Genomic DNA, 12,545 nt, shown 5'->3' on the forward strand with positions numbered 1-12,545 from the left:
GCGTTGCGGGTAAATCACCTTGCCCGCGAGCGGTTTTCGTATACGAGGACGGGAGGATCACTGGGCCGGCGCCGGAATCGATTTCGGATACGTGTTCGACCTGCGCGTGGACGCCGGGTGGCGTCGGGGGCATATCCATCAGCGGCATCGGGTCACTTTCGCGGACAACCGTGCCGAGGTCGAGGACTTGGTCTGCTCAGTGAACCGCGCGACGGGTCAGGGCCGGGGCTGTCCGGGGTCGGGTGCCGGTTTGGTGTGTTCGGTCCACGCCTGCCCGTCCCACCAGTACAGCAGCCGACCACCCGAAGGCGGGTGGTACCAGCCCGGCGGCACATTCCACACCGGGGCGGGTGATGTCTGCTCAGCGGTGGACTGTTCCCCGGCGATGCGCGCACAGAAAACGAAGAACGCGGCGGTGACGACAAGCGCGAGCGCCCCTGCGATCAACCCTTGCACCAGCAGCAGGAGTGCGACGACACCGCAAATCCCGGCGAGCACCTGCAAAAGGACGCGTCCGTCCGTGATGCGAGGTGCCGACCTACTCGCGAGTGCGGCACGCGGCCACGGATTCCGGCCACGAATGCGCCGCGCCCCGATCACTCTGGTGTCCGAGATTCCCGTCCTCGGTATTCGAACCGTTCGGGTCACCCGCCCGTCGGCCCGCTTGGTCACCCGTAGCGGACCCCCACCCGCGCTGTATCCGAACCCGGTCTTCGATACGGTGACCCGCACCGGACCATATTTTCTGTGTACCCGGACCACGCACCGCTCCTTCGAGCATCGAACTCGACCAGCCTGCGAACGACTCCGATGGTACTGCCCAGCACCCCGCCCGATCGATGAGTTCGCCGAGCCGGTTCACGCCCGACCGAGCGCATGGGAGTACTCCGCGCGGCTCCGCGAGCAGCTGCAGCCCGCGATGCAGACACCTCGCTGCGCACCGCGCCACACGCCCGCGCATCCGATCGGCCGCGGCCGCCACCCGAGCATCCACCTCCGCCGAGGACGAAGCCTGTCCGGTGCCGAACCCGCTCGCGCAGCGGCGGAGCTCACCGCACCAGCGAACCGCCGCCGGTGCCGAAACCCATGCGCGGCGCGGCCGTGACGCCGAACCGATCAACACGAGCATCAGGTAACGCAGGCAGGCGAGACCATCGCCGGTGCCCGGACCCCGCACCCACGCCGACGAGGCAGCCCACTGCGTCAACGACGAGCCACTGACCGTACCGAATCCCGCGCCGCACAGGCGAAGAAGCTCACCTGGCCAGCGCCGGGCCACTGCCGTCCCGAACAACCTCGCACGGCGACAGCGACGCTCACCGCGTCAACGACGAGCCACTGACCGAACCGAATCCCGCGCCCACGCAGGCGAAAACCTCATTGCGCCAGCGCCGAGCCGCTGCCGTCCCGAACTTCCTGACGCAGAGACCGAGACGCCCACCTTGCCGACGGTGCGGAGGCGACAGCCCGACTACCGGCGCGCGCGGCGGAAGCGGAAGGAGCGGGTGCCGGTGCCGACACCGGCTAGGTGCAGAGCGATCAAGAGGAAGCCGAGGGTCACCAGGGTGCCCGCGGTGATCGTGTCGCCGAGGGTGGCATCGGTCAGGTCGAGCAGCAGTGCGAGTCCGAACGCGACTGCGGCGGCTATGGCCATCATGGTGAACCTCCTTGTGCTGCCCCGGAAGTACCCACCGGCGCGCGGCGCAACCACACCATTTCGGTCGAACGCCACGCATGCGTCCGCCTCGGTCACGAAGCGTCCGATCGACAGGCGTCACCTCTGTTCCAGGGGCTCGATCCATACACCAAGGGCGGCTGCCGCGCATAGGTTTGCGTCGCGCGCGCGTGTCTTTCAGCTGACACGCGCGCGCGACGCTCAAATCTGCGCGGGAGCCACTCGCCAGCGGTCGGTGAGGGCTGTCAGCGTGAGGCGCGCGCCGCGGGCCGGACGTTGGTGATGGTGCGGACGCGGCCGAGCTCCGGTGCGCCGGGGGGTGCCAGCTGGGAGCGGGTGAGGCCGGTGCGCAGTACGGCGCATTCCCTGAGTGTGAGGCGCGCGCCGCGGCGGCGGCGTATGCCGCCGCCGAACGGCAGCCAGGTTCACGGGGGTGGCGTCGCCGTCGAGGAAGCGATCCGATCGGAAGCGTTGCGGCTCCGCGTGATTGGCCAGATCGGAGTGTCAACGGTGGCACCCGAACGTCGCGCACCAACCGTGACGACCGAACGGAGGCGGCGACCCGGACCCGCATCGACCTGAAAGCCCGCACACCCCAGGCCTTCCCGAAGACCGCAGGCGAATCCCCTACACCACATTCGCGGGCCGTAATACTCCGATCGTTCCGCGGGGAAAACCGCTCCGGCGAAAAGCCGGACACAACAATTCAATCCAGCCGATGCCACCAGAGCCGACACCGAAATGCGAACGCACGACGGTCAATACCCGCGGTGCCCGAGCCGTGCGATCCAGCCAGCTATCGTTCACCCGCGCGGCAGTTGATGGACGAAAGCCCGGATTTCCTTGCCTCCTCGCACAACACGAGCGCGGATCCCTTGGCACCCGGCTCAGCACGCTGACCGGTCGGCTACCACTGCCCGCCACCGCGGTCAAGCGTTCGCCCACGATTAGCCTCACCTTCAACTATCGCCTGTCAGATGACCGACGACAGACCAGGCGTATCGCCGATGGCCAGTGAAAACACCGGTAAGTACGACGATTTCGATCCCATTCGCCGGAGAGTTGACACGCTTCAAACAGGTACAGAATGTGACAACGGTCACAACATGGCAAGCAAACAACGTCCCGCCAGTGAGGTGCACAACGCACCCGCCGAGTTAAATTGCGGCAACTGAAACTTGTTTGCACCACTTCGGGCGCGTTGATACGATAATTTCATTCGCAAAAGGATTATAGCTTGGATGCGGACGCTTGATTTTCGTCGACGCTATGACCTGTCGATGAAGTAGCTTCATCAATAACGTCAGCGAGCCCGGCGGAAATCAGTGGCAGTTCGCCGGAAGGATCGCAGTGCTGAGGCTTACCCAGGAAGACGTCAGGCGCACCTTCGACGAGGGCCTCCCGCTTCACGAACCCCCCGGCTCCGTCATCATCGTCGGCGCCGGATTGTCCGGCCTGGCGGCAGCAAATGAATTGGCGCGCAACGGAACTCGAGTCACCGTCCTCGAGGCGAGCGATCGGCCCGGTGGCCGCACCCGTACCCTGCGCGATCCCTTCGATGACGGTCTGCGCACCGAAGCAGGCGCGATGACGGTGACCGAGCACTGCCACTACACCATGCATTATCTTCGGGCACTGGGCCTGAAAACGGAGCCGAGCGATCTCGTCGACACCGATTTCAGTTATTACCGCCATGGCACCAGAATACGCCCCGACAACCTGGACGACCACGCCGAAGTATTGGGCCTGTATTCGCACGAGCGAAATCGCACGGTCGCCGATCTGATCGCCGAATATGTCACGAAGCCCAATGCCGACATCTGCCCCGAGATAGCGGAACTCGGCTGGACCCCGGCCCCGCGGCTACAGGAACTCGACCGTATTTCCGTGCGCCGGGTACTCGAGGATCGGGGAGCGTCGGCCGCCGCGATCGATCTGATGGAACCTATGTTCCTGGAAATGCGTGGCGGCGAACTGGAATCCGCCTCGGCCATGGCATGGGCCCGCTACGAATCCGGCCCCCGCTCGTTCACCACCGCGGACGCGCGCTGGTACAAAATCGAGGGCGGCACCGACCGGCTCGCGCACGCACTCGCCGACCAGATCAAAGACCGCATCCACTATCGCAAACCGGTCGTGCGGATCAGCCAGACCGACCACGAGGCGCAGGTGAGCTTCGTCGATCACAACCGGCTGCAGACGCTGCGCGCCGACCGGGTGATCGTCACCGTCCCCTTCACCAGCTTGCGCCGGATCAATCTTTCTATGGCGCGCCTGTCCGCGGCGAAACATTCGGCCATGCGCCGGCTGCGTTACTCGTCGGTGCTGCGCATCTTCTTGCAGATGCGCGACCGATTCTGGCCGGAGAAACGGCTGATGCTGTCCACGGACACCCCGCTCGGCACCGTACGCGACGGTACACCCGGACTACCGGGCCCCCGCAAGATCCTCGAATGCTGGCTCACCGGCTGGCCCGCGCAGGCGGCGGCGAACATGAGCGAAGGCGAGCGGGTGAATTTCGCGCTGCACGAACTGGAGTCGATCCTGCCGGGGGCCCGGGACCACTTCGAACTGGGCACCTCCGTGGCATGGGACAACGAACCCTATATCGGGGGCGCCTACGTGCTGCCCGAACTGGAACACGGCGAGCTGATGGCACACACCCGGACACCGGAAGGACGAATACATTTCGCAGGCGAGCACACGGCATTCGAACCCAACGGCGGCTCGATGAACTACGCGCTGGAGTCGTCCATACGAGTTCTGCTCGAACTCACGTCTTTCACTTGATGGCAACACCTGGAAGGAGTAGCGCGTTGCTGCATCCGCGCTTGTTGATCGTGTCGGATTGCGCGGGGGTCGACGACACCGTCAAAGACCTCGAACGGCACGGGTTCGTGCCCGAGCCGATCTCGACGGGGGCCGCCACGCTCGCCACCTACGCCGATTTCGATGTGGTGCTCATCGATCTCGACTTCACCGATTTCGACGGACTCACGCTGTGCCGGGAGATCCGCGCCGCCAGCGATATTCCGATCATCGCCTTCGCCTCCTCGCTCGACGAACTCGATCAGGTCCTCGCCCTCGAAGCCGGGTGCGACGACTGCATCGTGAAGCCTTACCACAGCCGCGAACTCATGGCACGGCTGCGCGGTCTGCTGCGCCGGGTTCACATGATGTCGCAGCCCGCGCTGATCGTCGGCCAGTTGGAGATCGACTCGGCCCTGCGGGAGGTCCGCGTCGACAATCGGCTCATCGAGCTGACCCGCAAGGAATTCGAACTGCTCCGCCTGCTCGCCACCGAACCGCAGCGGGTCTTCACCAGAGCCGAACTGCTACAACGGGTCTGGGGGTACGACGAGGTGGACGCCGAGGTGACCTCGCTGGCCAGCCGCACCATCGACACCCATTTGAGCAGCATCCGCAAGAAGCTCGGTTCCGCGGACTGGATCGTCACGGTGCACGGCATCGGTTTCCGGTTCAACGACGAAGCGACCCGTGACAAGCCCGCACCGGCCGTCGAGGCGGCCAATGCGGGCGGCACCGCGGGCTGACGCACGCTGTCCGCCCCGGCCTACTCAGCCCGTACGTCGCTCGTGCGCACCGAACCTGCCCCGGGCCGAGCCGAGGAATTCGTCGATGATCGCGTCCTGCTCGGTGCGCGGATCACGGCCGTCGCACAGTGCGTCCAGTACCTCGCTCGTTTCTCGATGCGCGCGTTGCGCCGCGTCGTAGGGCATGTGTGTGAAGGCCACCAACTGATACAGCGGAGTGAACAGGTCGGGGCGCAGTTCGTGCAGCCGTCGTTCCAGTGCGCGACGTTCCAGGAACGCCGGGTTGTTCACGTGGTCGGACAACTCTTCGAGGTTCCGCAGCGAGAGTTCCGCGAGCGCATGGCCCGCCTTCACCCGTACATCGCTGTATTCGTCGGCGACGACCTCGGCGACGGTCGCCAAGGTGCCGCCCTCGTAGCGGACGGCCGCCTGGATCTTCTCCACCAGATTCGCCAGCGTGGCCGCGTCCTCGAAACTGCAGTTGATGCCCTGCCCGAAGAACGGGACCACGGCGTGCGCGGCATCGCCGACCAGCACCGCGCGGCGGTGGTGATAGGGCGCGCAGCTGATGATGCGGAGCCGGCCCGGGCTGCGGCTCGCCAGCTCCGAACCCACCTCGGCCATCCGGCCGAACACGTCCGGGAACTGCGTCGCGCAGTAGTCGCTGATCGCCGCGGCCGAGGACAGCTCCGAAAAGTGCCTGCACCCATCGCTTTCCGTCAGCGGCTTGAACAGGCTGGTCGTAAAGGTCCGGTCCCGGTTGGGCTGGGCTTGCAGGAAGTGGTCGCCGCGCGGCCACAGGTGCATGCCCGTGGGATCGGCGTCCCCGTAGTCCATGGTGATCTCGGCGTAGCCGTGCGCGATGGTATCGCGGGTCACCCACATATCCGCGGGATGCGCCGCGACGATCGCATCGCGCACCGCGCTGTGCGCACCGTCGCAGCCCACCAGTAGATCGCCCTCGACCCACGCCGAACTGCCGTCTCGGTCGCGCAGCAGCGCGGCGGCCCGACCGGTGTCGACCTCGACGCACTCCAGGCCGTAGTGGATCCGCGCGCCTGCCCGCAGCGCCTGGTCGCGCAGCAGATCCTGCAACACTGCACGCGGAATGGACAACAGGTGATGGTTGTAGAGCGTCCCGTACGGCTGGGTGGAGATCGCGCCGTCGCGGTGATGGATGATCCGCTTGGCCAGCACCGTGCCCTGCAAGTACAGCCGGCGTTTGACCGTGCGCGGCAGGCAGTCGAGCCCGCGCGAGGTGAGCGTCAGATTGAACGAGTGCCCGGACCCGGTGCCCGCGGACTCGGTGCCCCGCTCGAAAACGTCCACCTGCAAGCCTTGTTGCCGCAGCAGGGTGGCCAGCGCGCACCCGACCGGGCCCGCGCCGACGATCACCACCGAGTGCATTTCCAGTTCAGTCATTGTGCTCTCCTGCCGTATCCGGCCCGTCGGGCGGCGCCACGGCCCCGACCGCGCGGAAGTACTCGAACATCCGATGGATCCAGCCGGTGTCCGCCTGCGGATACGGGCAACCGACGTCGGCCAGTGCGCGCCTGGACTTCTCGTTGTCGAAGGTGTGCGTGCCGAGCCGCATCACGCCCTCCCGCATGAGCGGCACCAGCGGACCGAGACCCTGCCGTTGGTCGTCGCTGTCGCCCACCTCTTGTTCCAGCGCACCCATCCACTCGGCGCCGCTGGTCGGCGCTATCGAATACCCCTGCGCGCGTAGGGTTTCCAGGATGGTCGGCCAGTCCAACCCGTCCGGGTGGTACAGATGCCAGGTCTCGTTGTCCGGCTTGCCCTCCGACAGCTGGATGATCGCGCGCGCCACGTAGTCCACCGGCAACAGGTCCACCGCGGGGGCGTCGACGATATCGTCCGGGTAGCGGCCGAGCAGCGCGAAACCCTTCATCTGCAACCAGAAAAAGTCGTCGTGCCGGCACGCACCGGTCCGGCGGTGTCCGGCGATGCGGCCGACCCGGTGCACGGTGACCGGCAGTCCGGCCGCGCGTGCCCGCAGCGCCAATTGCTCACCGACCCACTTGCTCTGGGAGTACCCGATGCCCAGCGAGGCCGGGTCGCCTGGCACCGTCTCCTCGCCGATCGGACCGGTGCCGGTATCGGGCGGGAAGACGCCCATCGTCGAGATCAGGCGCAGCGGCGTGGCGTTGACCGCGCAGAAGTCCAGCAGGTGGCGTAGTCCGTCCACGTTCGTGCGCTTGACCGTGTGGTACGGCACGACGAAATTGATGTGTGCCGCAGCGTGATAGACCTGCGCGATATCGCGCGCCTGCCATTCGTAGCCGTTGCCCAGGCCGAATCGCGGCTGGTCGAGATCGCCGAGGCAGATGTCGACCTCGTCGAGCCCGGACGGATCGAGCGCGAATTTCCGGAAGGCGCGGCGCAGCCGTTCCCGCCCCTCCTCGACGCTGTCCGCGCGGACCAGGCACCGTACGTGATGGCCGGTTCGCTGCAATTCGTCCAGCAGGTGACTGCCGAGGAATCCGGTTGCGCCGGTGAGGAATACCGTGCCGTCGGCCGGCTCCTGCCGGGGACCGACCACGAACTCGCGCAATTCGGCTTCCGCGCGCAGATCCGGGCCGGCCGCCGCCGTGCGGTCGGCGAGGATGTGCGCCATCCCGCGCGGTGTCGGCGTGCTCAGCAGCGCCGCGAGCCCGACGTCGGTGTCGAAGCGCCGCTTGACCATTCGATGCAGGCGCGCGGCGAGCAACGAATGACCGCCGAGCACGAAGAAGTCGGCGTCCGGGTGCGCGGGCCGCTCGCCGAGCACCTCGGCCCACAGCTGCGCGAGCACCCGCTCGGTGCCGGTCCATTCGGCCTCGGCCGATCCGGACCCTGCCGAGTGCGGCCCGTTCGACTCGGCGGGACCGCACTCGTCGGGAGCACACAGCGCCGTCAGTGCCCGCCGGTCGGTCTTGCCGTTCGCGGTGACGGGCATCGCGTCGACCCTGGTGAGCCGGCGCGGAATCATGTAGTCGGGCAGCGCCGCACCGACGCGCGCACGCCAGTCCGGCGGCGGCTCCGTATCGCTCTGCACGAACGCGTGCAGCGCGCGGTCGCCGCCCGCGGGCACGACCAGAACCGCGGCCGCCTCCACCGCCAGTTCGCGTTCCAGCGCGGCCTCGATCTCGCCCGGTTCGACGCGATACCCGCGGATCTTGACCTGGTCGTCCTTGCGGCCGCGGTAGTGCAACTGCCCGTCCGGGGCCAGCACCACCACGTCCCCGGTGCGATACATCCGCTGCCCGGCGACGAACGGATCCGGCACCATGGCCGCGCGCGTCTTGTCCGGCAGACCGAGGTATCCGGGCGAAACCACCGGACCCGCAACGCATAGTTCACCCTCGAGACCGAACGGGGCCCGCTGCGCCGTGCCGATCGTGCCGGACTCGTCGAGCACGTAGGCGTCGACGCCCGCGACCACCCGGCCGATCGACGGGATGGTGGGCCAGGCGCCGGGATCGGCGGGCAGTTCGTCCCAGCTGCACAGGTGTGCCTCGGACGGGCCGTACGCGTTGATCAGCCGGGCCGCCGGGTGCCGCCGGAACATCGCCCGCACGTCCTCGGTCACCACCAGCCGCTCTCCGGTCACGTACACCTCGCGCAGCTCCGGTAGCGACACCGTCGCGGACCGCAGCACCGCGGCCAGCTCGCGCAGCGACACGTACGGCAGGTACACCCGCTCGATCCGCTCCCGCGCCAACAGCTCGGCCAGCGCCGCGAAATCGGTGCGCGCCGCCGCCGGCGCAACGACCAGAGTGCCACCCGCGCACAAGGTTCCGAACATCTCGAGGGCGAACACGTCGAACGCGGGCGGCATGTACTGCAACGTGCGCAGCGCCCGGTTGGATGAGAAGAGAGCTTGGTTGTGCACCAGGTTGGCCAGCGTGATCTCCGGCAATCGCACGCCTTTGGGACGGCCGGTGGAACCGGAGGTGTACACGATGTAGGCCGTGTCCTCCGGCGTCTTGCGCGGCTCGTCGAATGTCGCTGCGGCACCGTCGATGTCGACGTAGTCGAGCACCTCGATGCCGGTGGGGAGTTCGACCTCCGCAGCGCCTGCGTCGCCGGCCCGCAACAGAATCGTTGCGCCGCAGTCGCGCAGGGCGAAGCTCAGGCGCTCCCCCGGTTGGTCCGGATCGAGCGTCACGTAGCTGCCGCCCGCGCGCAGCACGCCGATGATCGTGGCCACCAGGTCCAGCCCCGAACGCAGCAGCACCGCGACCGGCTTACCGTCGCGAATTCCCCTGGCGGCCAGCGACTCCGCGACTACGTCTGCACGCCCGGCCAATTCGGCGTACGAGATCTCCGTACCGTCCGCACGCACCGCCGGATCCGCCGCCGCGGCAGCCGCGCTCGCCGCGAAGAGATCGGCGGTCAGCTCGGTACCGAGGGCGGGCGCAGCACCACGACGGGCACACACTTCGGTGATCGCCCGTTCTTCGTCCGCCCCGATCCAGCGCAACGCCGTCACCTCGGTATCGGGGTCGGCCAGCACGCTGTCCACCAGCGTTGCCACTCGCTGCGCCAGGTACTCGGTGAACCGTGCACCCTCCGGTGCGGCGGTGCGGTGCTCCACGACCACGGTGAAACGGTCCGCCGTCTCGTCGACCAGCATCGCCATGTCGTACTTGGCCCCGCCCGGCGCGTGTTCCCAGGTCTGCACGCCCCAGGTGGGCAGATCCAACCGCCGCGCGGCCGCCGGCATCACCGTGATCATCGCGTTGAACAGGTCTTCGGCGCCGTCCTGGTGGCCCGCGCGCAACTCGCCGAGCACCGTCGCCAACGGCGTGTGCCGATACCGAAGCGCTTCCAACACTTCCTTTTTCACGGCCGCCAGCACGTCACGGGCGGTGGCGGCACGGTCCAGTCGGTGCCGGAGCACCACGGTGTTGGTGAGATGCCCGAGCACCTGCGCGTCACCGGCGCCGCGCACCGAGACCGGGAGACCCAGGAGCAGATCGTCGCGCCGGGTCTGCCGGTGCAGCAGCACGAAGCACAGCGCGACGAAGAACATGCTGGTGGTCACGCCCTCGTCGGCACAGAACGCGCGCACCCGCCCGGACACGTCGTCGTCCAGGATCAGCTGCCGCGTCACCTGCCGGGCCTCGCCCTCGCCAGGCAGACCCAGGGGCGGCGCCGCGGGCGCGTTCGCCAGCTTCGCGTGCCAGTGCCGCAGCGCCTCGGCGTCGGCGCACAGATCGGACCAGCGCGCGTAGGACTCGATCGACTGCCGCCGTTCCTGCCGAGACGGTTCCCGGCCCTGCGTCAGCGCGGTATAGGTGTCTTCCAGCTGCCTGAGGTACGGCTTCCAGGACAGCCCGTCGAACACGGTGTGATGGATGTTGAACACCAGCACACTGCGACCTTCGGCGCGCCAGCGCAGGTGCCGCACCCGCGCGAGCGGACCGTCGCGCAGATCGAATTCGGTTGCGGCTACTCGGGCCACCTGCTCGGCCACCCATTCCTCGGGGTCGCCGCCCGGGTAGTCCAGAACGTCGACCGCCGGGGCCAGCTCGCCGTGCACCACCTGCCGCAGATCGCCGTCGTCGGCCATCTCGAAGGTCGTGCGCAGGGCGGTATGGTCCCGATGGACCACACCGAGGGCCCGCACGAGCACCTCGTGCGCCAACCGCAGCGGCACGCACAGCACCAGGGGCTGGCTGTAGGCCGTGGGATCGGCGCCGTAGACGCTGGCGAACCACATCCCGGGCTGAGCCGGCGAGGCGGGCAAGCGCCGCGCCTCGACCGTCGTGAACTCATTGCAAGCCGTCATGTCAGCCTCGCGCTCGCTTGGTGCGAATCAGGTCGGCGACGCCGCGCACGGTGCCGGCACCGACCATCTCGTCGGGCGCCAACGCGACACCCAGCACGTCCTCGAGCCGTGCCCCGAGGTCGATCAATTGCAGTGACGTGACACCACTGTGCAGCAGGCCCGCGTCCAGCCCGAGTTCCGCCGTCTTCGTGACGTCGGCCAATGCCGAGCGCACCACCGCGGCAATTCGATCCGGCGGCTCGCCCTGCGCGGACGTGCCGGTCTCGGCATCGTCGGCGTCGCCCGCCGGCTGCTCCGCGAGCAGCGACGACAGGCGCTTGCGGTCGATCTTGCCGTTCGTGTTGCGCGGAAACGCCTCCAGCGTCAGAACTTTCGACGGCACCATGTAATCGGGCAGTCGCTCGCGCAGGTGGGCGGTGAGCTCGAGCTCGGACAGTTCGGCGCCGAGCGCGGGCACGCACCACAGCGCGAGCTGCCCGGCCGCGCCACCGCTCGGTACCGCCTGTGCCACCGCCTGCTGCACGCCGGGGAACTCCTCGGCGGTGAGTTCGACATGGCGCGGTTCCACCCGGAACCCGCGCACCTTCACCATCTGGTCGGTACGGCCGGCGAGCACGATCTCGCCGCGCTCGGTCAGCTTGGCCAGATCGCCGGTCCGCAACAGCCGAATACCGTCGTGCCGGACGAACTTTCGCGCCGTGAGTTCGGGGTCGCCGAGATACCCCGACGCGACGCCGTCGCCCGCGATGCACAGCTCGCCGATCGTCCCGGGCGGGCATTCGTTCAGGGCCTCGTCCCGCACCGACAGCTCGACCGTGGGCATGGGGCGGCCGACCGGTATCTCGGCCGCGGCCAGATCCGCGGCCGTGATCTTGTGTACCGCGGTCAGCGCGGAATTCTCGGTGCACCCGAAGGCATTGAGCACCTCGCCGCCCACGACCGCCAGGGCGCGCTCGACGTGCGACGCGGCCGGGAAGTCACCGCTCACGATCACCGTACGCACCCCGGTCAGGCTCTGCGGATGATGTTCCACGAGCAGGTTGAACAAGCCGACGGACAGGTTGAGCACCGTGATCCGTTCGCGCGCTACGAGTTCGGCCAGCTCGCCGAGCGGCGGCATCTCCTGCGGCGCAACCCTGAGCCTGCCGCCGCGCAGCAGGCAGGTCCAGATATCGGTGGTCGACGCCGCGAACGCGGGCTGCGCGAGTTGCAGGAAACGATCCTGCGGACCCGGCGTGAATCCGGTGAGATGCCGGGCGACCCTGGCGATGCCCCGATGGGCGATCACCACGCCCTTGGGCGCGCCGGTCGAGCCCGACGTGAACAAGACGAAAGCCGTTGCCGCCGGGTCGATGTCGAGCTCGAGCGGGGTACCGGGCAGCGCCGACGCCGCGGTCAGCAGCTGGTCCACCGGCACGCACTCGGTGTCGAGGAGGCCGTCGACCGCTCCGTCGACCACCGTGAGCGCCGGTGTGGCGACTGCACACATCCGGTCCTTGTGCGCCGCCGGGTGGGCCGG

8 protein-coding genes and 1 pseudogene are annotated in these 12,545 nt (G+C 68.1%); 3 read left to right on the forward strand and 6 right to left on the reverse strand.

What is annotated here, in order from left to right; translation table 11 throughout:
- Positions 1-216: 216 nt before the first annotated feature.
- The 3 genes and pseudogenes from NBRGI_RS48915 to NBRGI_RS03890 all read right to left on the reverse strand — a co-directional run bounded on the left by NBRGI_RS48915 (position 217) and on the right by NBRGI_RS03890 (position 1,657).
- Complete coding sequence (locus NBRGI_RS48915; protein WP_235210844.1) at positions 217-498, reverse strand: DUF2510 domain-containing protein; 282 nt, start codon at positions 496-498, stop codon at positions 217-219.
- A gap of 117 nt (positions 499-615) precedes the next feature.
- A pseudogene (locus tag NBRGI_RS49825) lies at positions 616-762 on the reverse strand (DUF4236 domain-containing protein); the annotation flags it as partial.
- Positions 763-1,471: 709 nt separating this feature from the next.
- Positions 1,472-1,657 carry a hypothetical protein gene (locus NBRGI_RS03890; protein WP_029892872.1) on the reverse strand — a complete coding sequence of 62 codons (186 nt, stop codon included), beginning with the start codon at positions 1,655-1,657 and terminating at the stop codon, positions 1,472-1,474.
- A gap of 995 nt (positions 1,658-2,652) precedes the next feature.
- Between NBRGI_RS03890 and NBRGI_RS47180 the strand changes: the two genes are divergently transcribed.
- From NBRGI_RS47180 to NBRGI_RS03900, 3 genes are all read left to right on the forward strand, one after another.
- Positions 2,653-2,850: a hypothetical protein gene (locus NBRGI_RS47180; RefSeq protein WP_148310679.1), complete on the forward strand. Its 198-nt coding sequence runs from the start codon at positions 2,653-2,655 to the stop codon at positions 2,848-2,850.
- A 175-nt stretch (positions 2,851-3,025) separates the two neighbouring features.
- Positions 3,026-4,465, forward strand: a complete 1,440-nt coding sequence (locus NBRGI_RS03895; RefSeq protein WP_029892873.1) for a flavin monoamine oxidase family protein — start codon at positions 3,026-3,028, stop codon at positions 4,463-4,465.
- A 26-nt stretch (positions 4,466-4,491) separates the two neighbouring features.
- Entirely contained in the window at positions 4,492-5,229 is a 738-nt protein-coding gene (locus NBRGI_RS03900) for a response regulator transcription factor (protein ID WP_228831900.1), read from the forward strand.
- 24 nt (positions 5,230-5,253) lie between these two features.
- On the opposite strand, the gene NBRGI_RS03905 is transcribed toward NBRGI_RS03900, so the two are convergent.
- The 3 genes from NBRGI_RS03905 to NBRGI_RS03915 form a co-directional block, all read right to left on the reverse strand.
- The gene (locus tag NBRGI_RS03905; protein ID WP_029892875.1) at positions 5,254-6,651 is read right to left on the reverse strand and encodes an FAD-dependent oxidoreductase; all 1,398 of its coding nucleotides are present in this window, start codon (positions 6,649-6,651) and stop codon (positions 5,254-5,256) included.
- The gene (locus NBRGI_RS03910; RefSeq protein WP_081877917.1) at positions 6,644-11,026 is read right to left on the reverse strand and encodes a non-ribosomal peptide synthetase family protein; all 4,383 of its coding nucleotides are present in this window, start codon (positions 11,024-11,026) and stop codon (positions 6,644-6,646) included. Before NBRGI_RS03910 ends, NBRGI_RS03905 begins: the two co-directional genes overlap by 8 nt.
- A gap of 1 nt (position 11,027) precedes the next feature.
- The coding region (locus tag NBRGI_RS03915; RefSeq protein ID WP_029892877.1) for a non-ribosomal peptide synthetase at positions 11,028-12,545 on the reverse strand (1,518 nt) is incomplete at its 5' end.

It is taken from the genome of Nocardia brasiliensis IFM 10847, from assembly GCF_000710915.1.
Taxonomy (GTDB): Bacteria; Actinomycetota; Actinomycetes; order Mycobacteriales; family Mycobacteriaceae; genus Nocardia; species Nocardia brasiliensis_A.